The sequence below is a fragment of the Kineococcus haloalkalitolerans genome (assembly GCF_050871905.1).
Lineage (GTDB): Bacteria > Actinomycetota > Actinomycetes > Actinomycetales > Kineococcaceae > Kineococcus.
In genome coordinates, this window is sequence record NZ_JBJLSH010000005.1 from 48,762 (window position 1) to 66,336 (window position 17,575).

A 17,575-nucleotide genomic window follows, 5' to 3' on the forward strand; every position below is an offset into this window, starting at 1 on the left:
GCGGGCAGCCGGTCACCGTCCACGGCGGTCGGAGGCGGGGTCGCCGGGCCCGCGCGCGGGGGCGGCCTCCTGCTCAGGGTGGTCCGTCACCACGCCGCGCCTCCTGCTCCAGCACCCCGTCGAGGTCGGGCAGCCGGTCCAGACCGCGCAGGGCCTGGGACATCCGCCGGTTGCCCTCCAGGAGGGTCCGCCGCGTGGCCAGGAAGTTCCAGTACCCCGCGGTGTAGGGGCAGGCGTCCTCGCCGACGCGGACCTTCGGGTCGTAGCGGCAGCCGCGGCAGAAGTCGCTCATGCGGTCCACGTAGGCGCCGCCGGCGGTGTACGGCTTGGTGGCCAGCACACCGCCGTCGGCGTGCTGGCTCATGCCGACGACGTTGGTGGTCATCACCCAGTCGTAGCCGTCGACGAAGTTGCGCCAGAACCAGTCGGCCAGCTCGTCGGGCCGGTAGCCGCGCTGCAGGCCCCAGCCGCCCAGCACCATCAGGCGCGGGACGTGGTGGACCCAGCCCTCCTCGCGCACCCCGCGCAGGACGTGCGACAGGCACGCGGCGTCCACGGCGTCGGCGTCCAGGTCGGCGAACCAGCGCGGCAGCGGGGTGGTGGCCCCCAGCGCGTTGGAGCTCCTGTACTCCTCCCCCAGGTACCAGTGCAGGTGCCACGTCCACGAGCGCCAGCCGACCACCTGGCGCACGAACCCCTCCACCGAGGCCAGCCGGACGCCGTGGGCGCGGCCGTGCTCCTCGGCGCGGCGGGCCACCTCCAGCGGGTCGAGCAGCCCGAGGTTCTGCGGGGCCGACAGCAGCGAGTGCGCCATCCACGGGTCGCCGCGCAGCATGGCGTCCTCGTAGGTGCCGAACTGCTCCAGCCGGTGCTCCAGGAAGTGCCGCAGCGCCCGCAGCGCCTCGCGGCGCGTCACCGCGAAGCGGCGGGGGCCGTCCTCGCCGGTGAACTCCACGTCCCCGTCGCGCTCCCAGCGGTCCAGGTCCTCGCGCACCTGCGCGTCCACGTCGTCCTCGGCCGGGTACCAGGGCTCGGCCACGTCGAGGCGCTCGCGCCGCCGCGGCGGGCCGGAGCGGTTGTCGTGGTCGTAGTTCCAGGAGCCGCCCACCGGCCCGCCCCCCGCGTCCAGGAGCAGCCCGTGGTGGCGGCGCACGTCGCGGTAGAAGTCCTCCATGAGCAGCCGCCGCCGGCCGCGGGCGTCGGCCCAGCGGCGGAACTGCGGCTCGGAGACGACGAACCCGCGCGAGCGCAGCACCTGCGCGCCCAACCGCCGCACGAGGCGGCGCGCCGGGTAGGAGGTGGGGTCGCACACGCTGAGGTCGCCGGCGGCCAGGCCCGCCTCGGCCAGGCCCTGCGCGTAGGTGGGGGCCTGCACGTGCACGGCCTGCTCGCCCAGCTCGCGGGCGCGGTGGCGCAGCGCCGACAGGACCAGGTGCGCCTTGCGGCGGTGGAAGCGGCCGCGGCGGAAGACGTCGGTGGACTCCAGGAGCAGGACCGGCTGGCGCGGGCCGTCGAGGAAGTGCGGGCCCAGCTGGTCGGCGAACAGCCAGCGGCGGGTGCCCGGCGCCCGCTCGGGCGGGTCGCCGCTCTCCGTCGGGTCGACCTCCGCGTCCACCGGACCGGGCGTGCGCTCCACCACGACCACCACTGTCGCGGCCCCCGCGCCCGCGGGCACGTCGGGCCGGGGGTTCGACCCCGCCGCACCGGGGTACTCCTCCCGCGAGGACCGGAGCACCCCAGACACGGACCCGAGGGTCCCCGCCGGAGAGGACGACGTGCCCCACCACCACGACGCCACCCACCCCGCCCAGCAGGACCGCGAGCTGCTGGCGATCTACCTGAACGACCACCTGGCCGGAGCCGCCGCGGGCCTGTCGCGCTTCCGCGCTGCCGCCCGCGCGCACCGCGGCACCCCGGCCGGTGACGTGCTGGCTCAGCTGGCCGCGGAGGTCGCCGAGGACCGCCGCACGCTGCGCGGCGTCATGCGCGAGCTCGGCGTCGAGCGCCAGCGCGTGCGGCAGCTGCTGGGACGGGTCGCCGAGAGGCTGGCCCGCCTGAAGCTCAACGGCCGCGTGGTGCGGCGCTCACCGCTGGGGTCGGTGTTCGACCTGGAGGTCCTGCTCATGGGCGTGGAGGGCAAGGCGGCCGGCTGGCGGGCCCTGCAGGTGCTGGCCCCGGGCGACGACCGGCTCGACGGGGCGCTGCTGGAGCAGCTGGTGCAGCGCGCCGACAGCCAGCTGGAGCGGATCGAGGAGCTGCGCCGCACCGCCGTGGCCGAGGCCCTGGGCGGTCGGCGTCACGAGCGCGAGAACGTCGCCGTCTCCCCGCGCGCCACGTAGCGCACGACGTCGGCGAGGCCGCGCCGCTCCGTCTCGGCCCGGAAGTCCGACAGGGGCGAGCGGAACACCGGGTAGTCGTCGAAGTGCACCGGGACGGCCGCGCGGGGGGCGACGAGCTCCAGCACGTCGGCGCCCTGCACCGCGTCCATGGTCACGACGATCCCGCCGGGCAGCGTCGTGCCGCCCAGGTGCAGCACCGCGACGTCCACCTCCGGGTAGCGGCGCGGCAGCTCGCGCAGCTCCGGCACCGCCAGGGTGTCGCCCGTGACGTGGACGGTGAGCCGGTGCCGGCCGCCACCCTCGGCCGGGCTGGAGAACTCCAGCACGCTGCCCATCACGGGCGGCAGCAGGCGCCCCAGCGCGCGGGGGGCGTGCCGGCCGGGGGCGGCCGTCACGCGCACCTCGTCGGCGCCGGAGCGCAGCACGCGGGCGTCCCAGGTGCGCAGGCCCGTGACGTCGCGGAAGCCGTGCAGCCCGGCGAGGCGGCGCTGGGCGTGGGGGGTGGTCACCACCGGCACGGAGCGGTCCAGGCCGCGGCGGGCGACCCGGTCGAAGTGGTCGCCGTGCAGGTGCGAGAGGACGATCCCGTCCAGGGGTGGCAGCTCGTCCACCCGCAGCGCGGGGTCGGTCAGCCGGCGGCTGACCAGGCCGCGCCCGAGCCAGGCGCGCTGGCCGCGGTGCAGGAAGTTCGGGTCGGTCAGCAGCGTCAGGCCCCCCCACCGCAGCAGCACGGTGGCGGTGCCGACGAACGTCAGCTCGAGGTGGCCGGGGACCGGGCGGGGCCGGGGCGGGTGGGGAGCGGGCACACCCGCCCCCTACCCGCCCACGGCGCGCTCACGCCTCCGGCACGCGGCCCGTCGCCCTCGTGGCGGAGTCGGCCTCGCGGGTGGCGCCGGCGGCCTCGGCGCGGGCCCGCTGCAGCGCCTCGGCCGGGTCCTCCAGCGTCGGCTCGTCCAGGTCGCTGGCCGGGACCCCACCCCCCGCCCGGCGCCGGCGGGCGGAGGCGGCGCCGTCCTCCCCGGCCCCGTCCGCCCGGCCGTCCCCGGCGCCGCCGTGGGCGCTGAACATGTTCCCGAAGCCCTTGAGGGCGTCGTTGAGCTCGCTGGGCACGATCCACACCTTGTTGGCGTCGCCGCGGGCGATCTGCGGCAGCGTCTGCAGGTACTGGTAGGCCAGCAGCTTCGGGTCCGGGTCGCCGCGGTGGATGGCGTCGAAGACCTGCGTGATGGCGCGCGCCTCGCCCTGCGAGCGCAGGATCGCCGCCTGCGCCTGGCCCTCGGCGCGCAGGATCTGCGACTGCTTCTCGCCCTCGGCGGTGAGGATCTGCGACTGCTTGAGGCCCTCGGCGTTGAGGATCGCGGCACGGCGGTCGCGCTCGGCGCGCATCTGCTTCTCCATCGAGTCCTGCACGCTGGCCGGCGGGTCGATCGCCTTGAGCTCGACGCGGTTGACGCGGATGCCCCAGCGGCCGGTGGCGTCGTCGAGGACGCCGCGCAGCTGGCCGTTGATCTGGTCGCGGCTGGTCAGCGTCTGCTCCAGGTCCAGCGAGCCGATGACGTTGCGCAGCGTCGTGACGGTCAGCTGCTCGATGCCCTGGATGAAGTTGGCGATCTCGTAGGTCGCCGCCTTGGGGTCGGTCGGCTGGTAGTAGATGACGGTGTCGATGCTCACGACGAGGTTGTCGGAGGTGATGACCGGCTGCGGCGGGAAGGAGACGACCTGCTCGCGCAGGTCGACGGTGGCGCGGGCGCGGTCGATGAACGGCACGAGGACGTGCAGCCCGGCGTCCAGGGTCCGCGAGTAGCGGCCCAGGCGCTCGACGATGACGGAGGTCGCCTGCGGGACGATCCGGATGGTCCGCGCGACGATCACCGCCACGAACAGGACGACCAGGACCAGGACGATCAGCGTGACCATCAGGGCTTCTCCTCGGGTTGCGGTGCGGGGGGCGGCGGGGGCGGGCCGACGACGGCCGTCGCCCCGTCGATGGCCACGACGACGACGTCCTCGCCGGCCCCGAACGCCTGGCCCGCGCTGGCGGTGCGCGCCGACCACGTCTCGCCCACGAGCTTGACCAGGCCGCCGCGCACGGTGACGGCCTCGAGCGTGAGCGCCGGTCTGCCCACCAGGGCGGGCGTGTTCGTGGTGCCGGTGGCGGGCATGCGCAACCGGCGCAGCAGGAGCGGGCGGACGGTGACGGCCAGCGCCCCGGCCACGAGCGAGGCGACGAGCACCTGCCCGACGTAGCCCAGGCCGAGGGCGGAGCTGAGCGAGCCGGCGAGCGCGCCGCCGGCCAGCATCGCGAACACCAGGTCCAGGCTGGTGACCTCCAGGACGCCGAGCACGAGGGCCGCGGCGATCCACAGCAGCCAGGTCTGCTCGGCCAGGCTCTGCACCCACTCCACGACGACCACCTCCCGCGGAGATCGTAGGCACGGGCGGCGGGGGGGCGCACGCGCCGCCGCCCGCGCCCGCCGCGGGGGAACCCCGGGGGCCCGCCGCTCGTTGGAGCACGGGCTGGTTGCCCCGGAACACGTTGCGACGCAGGCCCTCCCGCCGTGCGGGTGAGACGTGTGCCTGGTAGCAAAGGCGATCGTGACGACCCCGCCGCCCCGCGACTTCCCCCCGATCGAGGACCACGCGCTCATCGGCGACGGCACGACCGCCGCCCTCGTGGCGACGGACGCCACCGTCGACTGGCTGTGCCTGCCGCGCTTCGACGGGCCCGGCTTCTTCGTCTCCCTGCTGGACGCCGAGCGCGGCGGCCGCTGGCTGCTGCAGCCCGAGGGCCTCGTCTCCGTCCGGCAGGAGTACCTGCCGCGCACGGCCGTGGTGCGCACCGAGCTGCGGGCGCGCCACGAGGGCCGCGACGGCGTCGTGGAGGTGCTCGACGCCCTGCCGCTGGCGGGCCCGCCGCGCGTGGGCACGGCCACCGGCACCGGTGAGCTGGTGCGCCTGGTGCGCGTGCTGGACGGGGAGGTGGAGCTGCGCAGCTCCCTGAGCGCCCGCGGCGGCCTGAACGTCGCGGGGGCCACCGACGGGCTGGTCCTGCGCTGGCCCAGCCGCAGCCGCGACCTGAGCCTGACCACGACGCGCCCCGTCCCCGGCCTGGAGCGCCTGGAGGGGCGGGTGCGGCTGCGGGCCGGGGAGGCCGTCGGCTTCGTGCTGCGCTGGGCACAGGGGCCCACCGCGCTGCGCACCGTCGACGACGTGAGCGGGGCCCTCGAGGGCACCGCCGACGCCTGGCGGGAGTGGACGCGGCAGGTCACCTACGAGGGCCCGTACGCCGAGGACGTGGTGCGCAGCGCCATCACCCTGAAGCTGTGCGACCACCACGAGAACGGCGCGCTGGTGGCGGCGCCCACCTCCTCGCTGCCGGAGGGGATCGGCGGCGAGCGCAACTGGGACTACCGGTTCACGTGGGTGCGCGACGCCGCCTACAGCGTCTACGCGCTGCGCAGGATCGGCCTGGAGGACGAGTCCGCGGCCTTCCTGCGGTGGGTGCTGACCGCCTTCCGCCAGCAGGACCGGCCGAAGGTGCTGTACACGCTGGACGGCACGGCGCCCGGGGAGGAGTTCACCGACCCCGACCTGCGCGGCTACCGCGGGTCGGCGCCGGTGCGCTGGGGCAACGCCGCCGCCGACCAGGTGCAGCACGACGTGTACGGCGAGGTGCTCGACTGCGCCTGGCAGTGGGCGCACCACGGCGGCGACGTCGACGAGGAGCTGTGGGGCCGGTTCCGCGCGCTGGCGGACGCCGCGGAGGCGAACTGGCGCACCCCCGACCACGGCATCTGGGAGATCCGCGACGCGGGCCGGCCGTTCACCTACTCGGTCGCGATGTGCCAGGTGGCCGCCGACCGCACCGCCCGCCTGGCCCGGCTGACGGGCCGCGAGCGCGAGGCGGGCCGCTTCGAGGCCCTGGCCGCCACCGTCCGCGAGACGCTGCTGCGCGAGGCCGTGGGCGAGCGCGGGCACTTCACCGAGCACCTCGGCGGGGGCGAGGACACGCTGGACGCCAGCCTGCTCGCCCTGCCGCTGCGCCGCGTCGTGGAGGCCTCGGACCCGCACATGGTGCGCACCGTGGAGGCCGTCGTGGACCGGCTCGGCGCCGGTGGCGGCCTGCTGTACCGCTACCTGCCGCACGAGAGCCCCGACGGCCTGGCCGGTGACGAGGGCGCCTTCCTGCTGTGCTCGTTCTGGTGGGCCGACAACCTCGTGCACTCCGGCCGCCTCGACGAGGGGCGCGCGCTGTTCGAGTCCCTGCTGGCGCGCACCAACCACGTCGGGCTGCTGCCCGAGCAGGTCGACGCCGGCACGGGCGCCTTCCTCGGCAACTTCCCCCAGGCGTTCTCCCACATCGGCCTGGTCAGCACGGCCGTCAACATCGCCCGCCACACCGGAGGTGCCGCGTGACCGCCCAGTTCGTCCTCCTCGGGGCCACCGGGGACCTGACCCGCCGCTACCTGCTCCCGGCGCTCGCGCAGATCGTCGACGACGTGGCCGGCGGCGTGCGCGTCGTCGGCGTCGCCCAGGACGACCTGGACACGGCGGGCTTCCGCGAGCGGCTGGCGCAGCCGGTCCCCGGCCGTCTGCCCGACGGCGCGCCGGCGTCCCTGACCGCGACCGCGGAGTACCTGCGCGGGGACGTCACCGACCCGGCCGACCTGTCGCGGGCGCTGGAGCTGGCCGCGCGGGAGGCGGGCGAGGACCCCGTCGTGGTCTACCTCGCGCTGCCGCACGTGCTGTTCGAGCCCGTCGTCGCGGCGCTGGCGGACTGCGAGCTGCCGGCCTCCGCGCGCGTGGTGGTGGAGAAGCCGTTCGGCGAGGACGGCGAGGGTGCGCGGCGGCTGAACGCCGCGCTGGCGCGCGTGGTCCCCGAGGAGCGCACGTTCCGGGTGGACCACTTCCTGGCCAAGCAGACCGTGCTCAACGTGCTGGGCCTGCGCTTCGCCAACCGCTTCTTCGAGGCCGTGTGGAACTCCACCCACGTCGCCGGTGTCGACATCGTCTTCGACGAGTCCGTCGACGCGCAGGCGCGGGCGAACTACTACGACCGCTCCGGGGCGCTGCGCGACATGGTGCAGAACCACCTGCTGCAGCTGCTGACCTACGTGGCGATGGAACCCCCGCAGTCGATGCGCCCCGCGGAGCTGAGCGCCCGCAAGGTCGACGTGCTGCGCGCGGTGCGCCCGCTGGACGGCGAGGCGGTGCGCACCAGCACCGTCCGCGCGCGCTACACCGCCGGCACGGTGGACGGCGAGCACGTCGACGCCTACGTCGACGCCCCCGGCGTCGACCCCGGCCGCGGCACCGAGACCTACGCGGAGGTCGTGCTGCACGTGGACACCTGGCGCTGGTCCGGGGTCCCGTTCCGGCTGCGCACCGGCAAGGCGCTGGGCGCGGACCGCCGCGAGATCGTCGTGCGCTTCCGCGACGTGCCGCACGCCGTCTTCGCCGGCCCCCGCCCGGCCCCCAACGAGCTGCGCCTGCAGCTGGACCCGGACCGGCTGTCGCTGCTGGTGCAGCTCAACGGCAGCGGTGACCCGTTCGAGCTGGAACCCGCCGAGCTGGACACCGAGCTGGCCCGGCAGGACCCCGGCCCCTACGGCCAGCTCCTGCTGGCCGTGCTGGCCGGCGACACGCGCCTGTCCGCGCACGCGGCCGAGGCCGAGGAGGGCTGGCGCATCGTCGAGCCCGTCCTGGCGGCGTGGGCGCGCGGCGAGGTGCCGCTGCGCGAGTACCCCGCCGGGAGCGACGGCCCGGCCTGACACCCGCCCTCCCCACACGTCCCGCGCCCCCCGCGCCCCCGGGTCCACCCGGTGGGCGCGGGGGGCTTGCCGTCCCCCGGTCGGGGGTGTTCTACTGCCGCTGCCTTCCGGAAGGATTCCGGAAGGCGGATCGAGCAACGACGCCACCTGATCCACCCCGAGGGGACGACGAACCGTGACACGACTCCTGCGCACGGGCGGCACCTGCGCCCTGGCCGCCCTCACCGGACTGACCGGCCTGGCCCTGACCGCCCCGCTCGCGCTCGCCGCGCCCCTGCCGACCGGGGCCACCGCCAGCAGCGTCGCGAGCACCACCGGCACCACCGCCGACGCGCCCTTCAGCGCGACCTTCGACACCGGGCTGCAGGGCTGGGGCCCTCGCGGCACCGGCGTGAGCGTCCAGCACGCGCCCGGCGCCGGCCGGGAGGGCAGCGGCGCGCTGTCCGTCACCGGCCGCACCCAGAACTGGCACGGGCCGAGCCTCGACGTCACCAGCGCCCTGAGCGTCGGGAACACCGTGGAGGTCTCCGTCTGGGCGCGCCTGGCGCCCGGGCAGGACCCCACCGGCCTCACCGTGACGCTGCAGAGCGACCGCACCGGGAGCGCCAGCACCTACGCGAACATCGCCACGGGCCAGGTCACCGCGGACAGCTGGACCCGGCTGCGCGGCTCCTACACCCTCGCCACCCCGCTCAACCGCGCGGAGCTCTACGTCGAGGGCCCCGTCGGCGTGTCGTTCCTGCTCGACGACTTCCAGCTCACCGGGGCCGTCCAGACCCCCCTGCAGGACGTGCCGGCCCTCAAGGACGTCCTCGGCTCCGCCGGGTTCGAGCACGTCGGCGTGGCCGTCGACCAGCGCGAGACCGTCGGCCGCGCCTCGCAGATGGTGCAGAAGCACTTCAACGCCATCACCCCCGAGAACGACGGCAAGCCCGAGGTCGTGCAGCCGAGGGAGGGGACCTTCGACTTCAGCCGCCTGGACACCCTGCTCGACTTCGCCGACCGCACCGGCACGAAGGTGTACGGGCACGTGTTCGTCTGGCACTCGCAGACCCCCGCCTGGGTGTTCCAGCGCCCCGACGGCACGCCGCTGACGAACTCCCCCGCGGACCAGGCGATCCTCAAGGGCCGCATGGAGGCCCACATCAAGGCCATCGCCGACCACCTCGAGAAGCGCTACCCCGGCGGGAACAGCCCGGTCTGGGCGTGGGACGTCGTCAACGAGGTCGTCAACGACGGCGACAACGCCAACCCGCACGACATGCGCGACAGCCGCTGGTTCCAGGTGCTCGGCGAGCAGTTCGTCGACCAGGCGTTCCGCCTGGCGGACCAGCACTTCCCCGACGCGAAGCTGTTCATCAACGACTACAACTCCGAGATGCCGGAGAAGCGCGCCGACTACGTCGAGCTCGTCGGCGCCCTGCTGGACCGCGGCGTGCCGATCGACGGCGTCGGGCACCAGGTGCACGTCGACTTCGCCCGCCCCGTGCAGTGGCTCGACGACTCGATCACGGCCTTCGAGCGGCTGAGCCGGGAGAAGGGGAAGCCGCTGCTGCAGGTCATCACCGAGCTGGACGTCAGCACCTCCACCGAGATGCTGTCCGCCGACGTCAACAGCACCGGGGCGCCGCGGCGCGCCACGGACGACGACGTGGCCGCCGGCGTGGAGAACGGCTACTACTACCGCGACCTGTTCGCGGTGCTGCGCAAGCACTCCGGCTCGATCGAGTCGGTCACGTTCTGGGGCATCAGCAACGCGCGCACCTGGCTGCGCACCTGGCCCCTGCCCCGGCCGTGGGAGCAGCCGCTGCCCTTCGACGACGACCTGAACGCCACCCCCGCGTACTGGGGCATCGTCGACCCGTCGAAGCTGCCGGCGCGGCCGGCGGACTTCCTCGGCCCGCGCATCGCGCAGCGCTCCAACGTGTCCGCCACCGCCACCGGCCCCGACGGCGCCCGCGTCGACTACGCGCTGCCCGTGGCCGGCGACACCCGCGAGGGGGCGCTGCGCCCGACGTGCTCGCCGGCACCGGCCGACCTGTTCCCCGTCGGCACGACGACCGTGACGTGCACGCTGAAGGACAGCTCCGGCAACGCGGCGACCCCGACGCAGTTCTCCGTCGTCGTCGCCCCGCCCGTCTCGCGCACCCAGCCGTACCTGGAGGTCCGCAACGGCCCGGTCGTGCGGGCCAACGCGAACCAGACCGTGCAGGTCGCCCTCCAGTTCGGCAACCGCGGCGAGGGCACCCTGGTCGGCGGGAGCATCGCGCTGACCTGCACCCCGGCCGGCGGCGGTGCGCCGTTCGCGCTGGAGCTCGCCCCCGGCGCCCTGCAGCAGGCCACCAACCGCGACTACCCCCGCGGGCAGAACGGCAACCTGGTGCTGCGGGCACGGCCCACCGCGCCGGGCACCCACGCGTTCACGTGCACCCTGACGGTGCGCGACGACGCGGGCATCGAGGTCACCTCCACCGCCGACGTGACGCTCGACGTGCGCCGCTGACGCACCCGCCGACGACGAGGGCCCGGCCGGGAACACCCGGCCGGGCCCTCGTCGTCGTGGGGGGTCTCAGCCCTCGACGCGCTCCAGCACCACCACGGGGATCTGCCGGGACGTCTTGCGCTGGTAGTCCTCGTAGTCGGGCCACACCTCGACCATCTCCGTCCACATCACCGGCTTCTCGTCCGGCGTGGCCACCCGCGCGCGGGCGCGGAACCGGTCGCCCTTCACCTGCACCTCGACCTCGGGGTCGGCCTCGAGGTTGAGGAACCACGCCGGGGGCGCCTCGGCGCCGCCCTTGGACGCGACGACGAGGTACGCGCCCTCGTGCTCGCGGAAGATCAGGGCGTGCGAGCGCTGCTCGCCGGACTTCCGGCCCTTCGTGAAGAGGATGAGGATGGTGGTGCCGTTGCGCCAGACGTAGCCGTCCTCGCCGTCCGTCTCCAGGTAGCGCTGGACGTGCGGGTCGCCGTGCAGGTCGATCGCGGAGGTCATGCCGCGACACTACCCACGGCCACCGCCCCCGCCAGCGCGAGGAGCGCGCCGGCGCAGCGCACCCGGTCCGCGCGCAGCAGCGCGGCCACCAGCTCCGGCCGCGGCCCCTCCCGCCCCAGCCGCACGTGCAGGCGGGCGGCCACCAGCGCCGTCGTCCCGCCCGCCAGCGCGGTCCCCGCCCCCGCCGCGGCCAGCGCCGCGAACGCTCCCGGAGACGGCCCCGTGGACGGGAGGACGGCGAGCAGCACCCACCCCCACACGGCCAGCAGCGCCAGGTACAGGGGCGCGACGAGGACGGTGGTCCGCCGCGAGTGCGCGGCGTGCGCCACCGCCCAGGCCGCCCGGTCCGTCGAGCCCGAGCGCGCGAGGTCGGCCAGCGCCGGGTAGACCACCACGGTCACCACGGCCTGGAACCCCGCGTGCAGGGCGCTCACGACGAGCAGGGCGGCCACGGGCGCGTCCACGGGCACGGCCCGCGCTCAGCCCTCGGCGAGCTCCTCCAGCGGCGGGCAGGAGCAGACGAGGTTGCGGTCGCCCGCGGCCCCGTCGATGCGCCGCACGGGCGGCCAGTACTTCGCGCGGGGGTCGGTGCCGCCGGGGTAGACGGCCTCGGCCCGCGTGTACGGGTGGTCCCACTCCCCCACCAGCGAGGCCGCCGTGTGCGGGGCCTGGCGCAGCGGGGACTGCGCCAGCGGCCAGCGGCCGCGCTCGACGTCGCGGACCTCGGCGGCGATGGCGAGCACCGCGTCGCAGAACCGGTCGATCTCGGCCAGGTCCTCGCTCTCGGTGGGCTCGACCATGAGCGTGCCGGCCACCGGGAAGGACATCGTCGGCGCGTGGAACCCGTAGTCGACGAGCCGCTTGGCGACGTCCTCGACGGTCACGCCCGTCGCCTTCGTCGTCGGGCGCAGGTCCAGCACGCACTCGTGGGCGACCAGCCCGCGCGGACCCCGGTACAGCACGGGGAACGCCTCCTGCAGCCGCGCCGCCAAGTAGTTGGCGGACAGGACGGCCTGCACCGTCGCCTCCCGCAAGCCCTCGGGCCCCATGAGGCGCAGGTACGCCCAGGAGATCGGCAGGATCCCCGCCGAGCCGTTCGGCGCCGAGGCCACCGCGCGCGGCAGGTGCTCCGCCAGGTGCGCGCGCACCGCGACCGGCCCGACACCCGGGCCGCCGCCGCCGTGCGGGATGCAGAACGTCTTGTGCAGGTTCAGGTGCGACACGTCCGCGCCGAAGCGGCCCGGGCGCGCCAGGCCGACGAGGGCGTTGAGGTTCGCCCCGTCCACGTACACCTGCCCGCCGGCGTCGTGCACGAGCGCGCACACCTCGCGCACGGCCTCCTCGTACACGCCGTGCGTCGACGGGTAGGTGATCATCAGCGCGGCCAGGTCGTCGGCGTGCTCGGCGGTCTTGGCGCGCAGGTCGTCCAGGTCCACGTCGCCGTTGCCGTCGCAGGCCACGACGACGACCTTCAGCCCGGCCATCACGGCGCTGGCCGCGTTGGTGCCGTGCGCGGAGCTGGGGATCAGGCACACCCGCCGGTGGTCCTCGCCGCGGGCGCGGTGGTAGCCGCGGATCGCCAGCAGCCCGGCGAACTCCCCCTGCGAGCCCGCGTTCGGCTGCACGGACACCACGTCGTAGCCGGTGACCTCCGCCAGCATCCGCTCCAGGTCCTCGACCAGCGCGGTCGTGCCGGCCAGCTGGTCGGCCGGGGCGAAGGGGTGCAGGTCGGCGAACTCCGGCCAGGAGACGGGCTCCAGCTCGGTGGTCGCGTTGAGCTTCATCGTGCACGAGCCCAGCGGGATCATGCCGCGGTCCAGCGCGTAGTCGGCGTCGGACAGCCGGCGCAGGTAGCGCAGCACCGCCGTCTCCGAGCGGTGCGCGGAGAACACCGGGTGGGTCAGGAACGGCGAGGTGCGGCGCAGCGCGTCCGGCAGGGCGTCGGCGGGGACGCCGGCGGGCGCGTCGGCCGCGTCGATCCCGAACCCGGCCAGGGCGGCCGCGACGTGCTCGTCGGTCGTCGTCTCGTCGCACGTCAGGCCGACGTGGTCGGCGTCGGCACGGCGCAGGTTCACCCCCGCCGCCAGCGCGCGGGCCACCACCTCGTCGGCGCGACCGGGCACCCGGGCCAGGACGGTGTCGAAGAAGGCGTCGTGCACGACCTCCACGCCGGCGGAGCGCAGCCGCGCGGCCAGGCCCGCCGCGCGGGCGGCCACCTGCGCGGCGATCGTGCGCAGCCCCTCCGGGCCGTGCCAGACGGCGTAGCAGCCGGCCATCACGGCCAGCAGGACCTGCGCGGTGCAGATGTTGCTCGTCGCGCGGTCGCGGCGGATGTGCTGCTCGCGCGTCTGCAGCGCCAGCCGGTAGGCGGGCGCGCCGTCGGCGTCCACCGACACGCCCACCAGGCGGCCCGGCAGCGAGCGCTCCAGCCCGCGGCGCACCGCCATGTACGCCGCGTGCGGGCCGCCGGCGAACATCGGCACCCCGAAGCGCTGGCTGGAGCCCACGGCCACGTCGGCGCCGGCCTCGCCGGGGGAGGTCAGCAGCGCCAGGCCCAGCAGGTCGGCCGCGACCACCGCCAGCGCCCCGCGGGCGTGGGCGGCCTCGACGACCGGCCGCAGGTCGCGCACCGCGCCCGAGGTGCCCGGGTACTGCGCCAGCACCCCGAAGACCGGGCGCCCGCCCAGCGCGGCCAGCGGGTCCCCGCCCTCGCCGGCCCCGCCGTCCAGGTGGACGACGGCCAGCTCCAGGCCCAGCGGCTCGGCGCGGGTGCGCAGCACGTCCAGCGTCTGCGGCAGCACGTCCGCGTCCACGGCGAACACCGCGTCCGCGGGGGCCTTCGAGGTGCGCCGGGCCAGCGTCATCGCCTCGGCGGCGGCGGTGCCCTCGTCCAGCAGGGAGGCGTTGGCGACGTCCAGGCCGGTCAGGTCGGCCACGGCCGTCTGGAAGTTCAGCAGGGCCTCCAGCCGGCCCTGGGAGATCTCCGGCTGGTACGGCGTGTACGCGGTGTACCAGGCGGGGTTCTCCAGGACGTTGCGGCGCACCACGGCCGGGGTGCGGGTGCCGTGGTAGCCCAGCCCGATCATCGAGGGCACGACGCGGTTGCGGCCCGCGAGCTCGCGCAGGGCGGCGGTCACGGCCGCCTCGTCCAGGGCCGGCGGCAGGTCCAGGGCCTCGTCGCGGATGTCCGCGGGCACGGCGCGCTCGACGAGCTCCTGCGTGGAGGCCAGGCCCAGGACCCGCAGCATGCGGGCGCGCTCGGCGGCGTCGGGGCCGGTGTGGCGGGCGCTGAAGGGCACCGGCGGGAGCACGGGGGCGGGCCGCTCGGCGGCGGCGCCGGTGTCGACGGTGGTGGCCGTCGGCGCGGCGGTGGACGGGGCGGGCGGCGTGGCGGTGGTCACGGGGCTCTCCGGAGGTCGCGGGCGGGAGGACCTCCCCGTCTGTCGGGCGCACGCCCTCCAGAGCGGCCTGCTCCGCGCGGTCCTTCGGCCTGAGAGGTTCCGGGGAAGTTGCCCCTTCGGCGCCCCGGTCGCCGCGGTGGGCGCCGGGGTCTCTCCCGCGCGGGGTGAGACGGCCGTGGCCCAGCCTAGCGACCGGCGGGCGACACGCGCGCCTGCCGGCCGTCCCGGACCCCGGCGCGCCGCCGCAGGCGCTAGGGTCCGCCCGGTGATCACCCTCGCCGTCTGCAGCGCCAAGGGCGGCGTCGGCAAGACCTCCGCCGTGCTGGGCCTGGCCGCCGCGGCCGTGCGCCGCGACGTCAGCACCCTCGTCGTCGACCTGGACCCGCAGGCCGACGCGACCACCGGCCTGGACGTCAGCGCCAGCCGCGCCCACGACGTCGCCGACGTCCTCGACCGGCCCAAGCGGCGCATCGCCGAGGCCGCCGTGGCCCCCAGCGGCTGGGTGGCCGACCACCCCGGCCTGCTCGACGTGCTCACCGGCTCCGACGAGTCCGCCCGCCACGACACCCCCGAGCCGGACCCGGAGACCCTCGGCCAGCTGCGGCGGGCGCTGCGCAAGGTCGACGACCACGCCCTGGCCCTGCTGGACTGCCCGCCCTCGCTGAACGGGCTGACCCGCTCGGCGTGGGCGGCCTCCGACGCCGTCCTCGTCGTCTCCGACGCCAGCCGCTTCTCCGTGGCCGCCGTCGACCGCACGCTGCGCGAGGTGCGCCGCCTGCGCTCGGGCCCGCGGCCGGTGGGCGTGCTCGTCAACCGCTACCAGCCGCGCTCGGTCGAGCAGCGCTTCCGCCTGGAGGAGCTGCGCGCCCTGGTCGGCGACCTGCTGCTGCCGCCGCTGCCCGACCGCGTCGCCGTCCCGCAGTCGCAGGGCGCGGGCGTGCCGCTGTCCGCCCTGCGCGGGGCCGGCGCCCGCGGGCTGCTCGAGCAGTTCGACGCGGTCCTGGACCGCGTCCTGACCCCGCGCTGAGGCTCCTCGCCGGGCCCTGCCGCCGCGAGCCGCGGGCGGGTTGGCGAAGATCGCCGCGGACGATCACAATGGGGACCGGAACCGCCCGAGGAGGTCGTGTGCACTCGTCCGCCACCAGCGGCAGGCGGCGCGTCGTGCGCCCCTCCCGCAGCACCCCGGCGCCCGTGGACCCGTCACCGGCTCCCCCGGCCCTGGACCCCGTGGACCCCGTGGACGCGCGGGTGGGGGCGCTGCTGGACCGGCTGCGCGCCCAGTGGACACGGGTGGGCGCCGACATCGCCGGGCGGCTGCGCCCCGGCGTCGGCGACGCCGAGCTGGACGCCGTCGAGGAGCGCACCGGCCTGCGCGTGCCCGCCGGGGCGCGCGCCTGGTGGCGGCGCGTGGACGGCGTGGAGGCCGTGCGCACCCGCTACCGCTCCTCCTCGCCCACCGTCGGCCCCGGCGGCTGGGTGCCGCTGCGCCTGGCCGACGCGCTGGAGCGCTCCGCGGGCACCGGGGTGGGGCCGGGCACGCCGCCGGGCCTGCTGCCGCTGTTCGCCCGCGACGAGGAGCTCGTGGCCGTCCGCCTGGGCGCCGCGGCCACCGTGGTCGAGCACCTGGCGCTGGTGGAGACCCGCGACGGCTACCAGCACGGCTGGCGCGTCGACCTGGAGGTCCTGCTCGGCACGTGGGCGGACTCGCTGCTGGCGGCCGTGGTGTGGCTGCCGGAGAGCCACGACTGGGTCGTCGACCCCTTCGCCGTGCAGGCGCTGCCCCTGCGCCACCTCGTCGACTGACCGGCCCCGACCGCACCCGGCCCCTGCTCGACCCGCCCCGCGGGGTGGGTCGAGCAGGGGCCGGGTGCGGTCGGGAGGGTGCGGGGTCAGCCGGCTTCGCGGGCGCGGCGGCGGGCGGACAGCTCGTCGGCCAGGACCATCGCGGCCGTGCCGGGCTCGACGCGCTCGGCCGGGCGCTCGCTGGGCAGGGAGGCCAGCTCGCCCTCCACCTCGCGCCACACGCGCCCCACGGCGATGCCGAAGACGCCCTGACCGCCCTGCACGAGGTCGATGACCTCGTCGGCGGAGGTGCACTCGTACACGCTGGCGCCGTCGCTCATGAGCGTGATCTGCGCCAAGTCCTCCACACCGCGCTCGCGCAGGTGCACCACCGCGGTGCGGATCTGGTGCAGGGACACCCCGGTGTCCAGCAACCGCTTGACGACCTTGAGCACGAGGATGTCGCGGAAGCCGTACAGGCGCTGCGAACCGGAGCCGGTGGCCCCGCGCACGCTGGGCTCCACGAGGCCGGTGCGGGCCCAGTAGTCCAGCTGCCGGTAGGTGATGCCGGCAGCCTTGCACGCGGTCTGCCCGCGGTAGCCGACCTCGTCGTCGAGGTCCGGCAGGTCCTCCGCGAACAGCAGACCCTGGGCGCGGACGGGTGGCACCCTGCCCGACGACCCCGCGAACGCATCGCCGCCACTGCTCACGCCGGCCTCCTCGTCATGTCTGCGTACCGACCGTAGAGCGGCACCCCCGGAGCGTCAACGAGGCGCGCGGCGCGTCTCAGCGCTCACCCTGGTCGGACTCGAAGTCCTCGGGACTGATCTGGTCCAGGAACTCGCGGAACTTCTCCACCTCGTCCTCGTCCTCGTCGGGCACCGGGACGCCCCCCGAGTCCAGGACCTCCTCGGCCCCCACGATCGGGCAGCCGACCCGCAGGGCCAGCGCGATCGCGTCGCTGCTGCGGCTGCTCACGCTGAGGCCGCCGTCGAAGACCAGCTCGGCGAAGTACACGTTGTCGCGCATCGCCACGATGCGCACCTCGGTCAGGCTGCGGCCGAGGGCGTCGATGACGTCCTTGAGCAGGTCGTGGGTCAGCGGGCGGGGCGGGACCACGCCCTGCTGGGCGAAGGCGATGGCGCTCGCCTCCGGGGCGCCGATCCAGATCGGCAGGTAGCGGTCGCCGTCCCGCTCGCGCAGCAGCACGATCGGGTTGTTGGAAGGCATCTCGACCCGGACGCCGATGACATCGAGCGCGCGCACCACCGCACCGTACCCCGCTCG

Annotated in this window: 15 protein-coding genes and 1 riboswitch; of the genes, 6 read left to right on the top strand and 9 right to left on the bottom strand. The window is 75.8% G+C overall.

The window, feature by feature from the left end; translation table 11 throughout:
* Positions 1-73: 73 nt before the first annotated feature.
* Positions 74-1,615, bottom strand: a complete 1,542-nt coding sequence (locus ACRYMY_RS03805; RefSeq protein WP_432546008.1) for a cryptochrome/photolyase family protein — start codon at positions 1,613-1,615, stop codon at positions 74-76.
* Between the two features lie 160 nt (positions 1,616-1,775).
* Here ACRYMY_RS03805 and ACRYMY_RS03810 point away from each other — a divergent pair, with 160 nt between their 5' ends.
* Positions 1,776-2,339, top strand: coding sequence for a hypothetical protein (locus tag ACRYMY_RS03810; protein ID WP_432545938.1), 564 nt, complete (start codon positions 1,776-1,778; stop codon positions 2,337-2,339).
* On the opposite strand, the gene ACRYMY_RS03815 is transcribed toward ACRYMY_RS03810, so the two are convergent.
* Genes ACRYMY_RS03815 through ACRYMY_RS03825 form a run of 3 tightly spaced genes read right to left on the bottom strand, consistent with a single transcriptional unit; the run spans position 2,297 to position 4,744 of the window.
* On the bottom strand, positions 2,297-3,145 hold the full coding sequence (locus ACRYMY_RS03815) for an MBL fold metallo-hydrolase (protein ID WP_432545939.1): 849 nt from the start codon (positions 3,143-3,145) through the stop codon (positions 2,297-2,299). The two genes, ACRYMY_RS03810 and ACRYMY_RS03815, sit on opposite strands and share 43 nt — an antisense overlap.
* A 28-nt stretch (positions 3,146-3,173) precedes the next feature.
* Positions 3,174-4,256, bottom strand: a complete 1,083-nt coding sequence (locus ACRYMY_RS03820; protein WP_432545940.1) for an SPFH domain-containing protein — start codon at positions 4,254-4,256, stop codon at positions 3,174-3,176.
* A complete protein-coding gene (locus tag ACRYMY_RS03825) occupies positions 4,256-4,744 on the bottom strand; it encodes an NfeD family protein (protein WP_432545941.1) in 489 nt (162 codons plus the stop codon). The genes ACRYMY_RS03820 and ACRYMY_RS03825 overlap by 1 nt, the downstream gene beginning before the upstream one ends.
* Positions 4,745-4,934: 190 nt before the next feature.
* Between ACRYMY_RS03825 and ACRYMY_RS03830 the strand changes: the two genes are divergently transcribed.
* The 3 genes from ACRYMY_RS03830 (at position 4,935) to ACRYMY_RS03840 (ending at position 10,613) form a co-directional block, all read left to right on the top strand.
* Positions 4,935-6,755, top strand: coding sequence for a glycoside hydrolase family 15 protein (locus ACRYMY_RS03830; protein ID WP_432545942.1), 1,821 nt, complete (start codon positions 4,935-4,937; stop codon positions 6,753-6,755).
* Positions 6,752-8,110, top strand: a complete 1,359-nt coding sequence (locus tag ACRYMY_RS03835) for a glucose-6-phosphate dehydrogenase (protein ID WP_432545943.1) — start codon at positions 6,752-6,754, stop codon at positions 8,108-8,110. Before ACRYMY_RS03830 ends, ACRYMY_RS03835 begins: the two co-directional genes overlap by 4 nt.
* A 175-nt stretch (positions 8,111-8,285) precedes the next feature.
* A complete protein-coding gene (locus ACRYMY_RS03840; protein ID WP_432545944.1) occupies positions 8,286-10,613 on the top strand; it encodes an endo-1,4-beta-xylanase in 2,328 nt (775 codons plus the stop codon).
* Between the two features lie 66 nt (positions 10,614-10,679).
* Here the strand turns inward: ACRYMY_RS03840 and ACRYMY_RS03845 are convergent, their stop codons facing one another.
* From ACRYMY_RS03845 to gcvP, 3 genes are read right to left on the bottom strand one after another with little or no spacing between them, the layout of a single operon-like run.
* Positions 10,680-11,105, bottom strand: coding sequence for a nitroreductase family deazaflavin-dependent oxidoreductase (locus ACRYMY_RS03845; RefSeq protein WP_432545945.1), 426 nt, complete (start codon positions 11,103-11,105; stop codon positions 10,680-10,682).
* Positions 11,102-11,575 (bottom strand): hypothetical protein, encoded by a 474-nt coding sequence (locus ACRYMY_RS03850; protein ID WP_432545946.1) that lies wholly within the window; start codon positions 11,573-11,575, stop codon positions 11,102-11,104. The genes ACRYMY_RS03845 and ACRYMY_RS03850 overlap by 4 nt, the downstream gene beginning before the upstream one ends.
* 9 nt (positions 11,576-11,584) lie before the next feature.
* Positions 11,585-14,416, bottom strand: a complete 2,832-nt coding sequence (gcvP, locus tag ACRYMY_RS03855) for an aminomethyl-transferring glycine dehydrogenase (RefSeq protein WP_432546009.1) — start codon at positions 14,414-14,416, stop codon at positions 11,585-11,587.
* A 157-nt stretch (positions 14,417-14,573) separates the two neighbouring features.
* Positions 14,574-14,674, bottom strand: a riboswitch (glycine riboswitch).
* 97 nt (positions 14,675-14,771) lie between these two features.
* Between gcvP and ACRYMY_RS03860 the strand changes: the two genes are divergently transcribed.
* Together ACRYMY_RS03860 and ACRYMY_RS03865 are read left to right on the top strand one after the other, a co-directional pair.
* Positions 14,772-15,533 (top strand): ParA family protein, encoded by a 762-nt coding sequence (locus ACRYMY_RS03860; RefSeq protein ID WP_432545947.1) that lies wholly within the window; start codon positions 14,772-14,774, stop codon positions 15,531-15,533.
* 98 nt (positions 15,534-15,631) lie between these two features.
* On the top strand, positions 15,632-16,309 hold the full coding sequence (locus ACRYMY_RS03865) for an SMI1/KNR4 family protein (RefSeq protein ID WP_432545948.1): 678 nt from the start codon (positions 15,632-15,634) through the stop codon (positions 16,307-16,309).
* Between the two features lie 86 nt (positions 16,310-16,395).
* On the opposite strand, the gene ACRYMY_RS03870 is transcribed toward ACRYMY_RS03865, so the two are convergent.
* Positions 16,396-16,998, bottom strand: coding sequence for a MerR family transcriptional regulator (locus ACRYMY_RS03870; RefSeq protein WP_432545949.1), 603 nt, complete (start codon positions 16,996-16,998; stop codon positions 16,396-16,398).
* 76 nt (positions 16,999-17,074) lie between these two features.
* Positions 17,075-17,554, bottom strand: coding sequence for a bifunctional nuclease family protein (locus ACRYMY_RS03875; protein WP_432545950.1), 480 nt, complete (start codon positions 17,552-17,554; stop codon positions 17,075-17,077).
* Between the last annotated feature and the right edge of the window lie 21 nt (positions 17,555-17,575).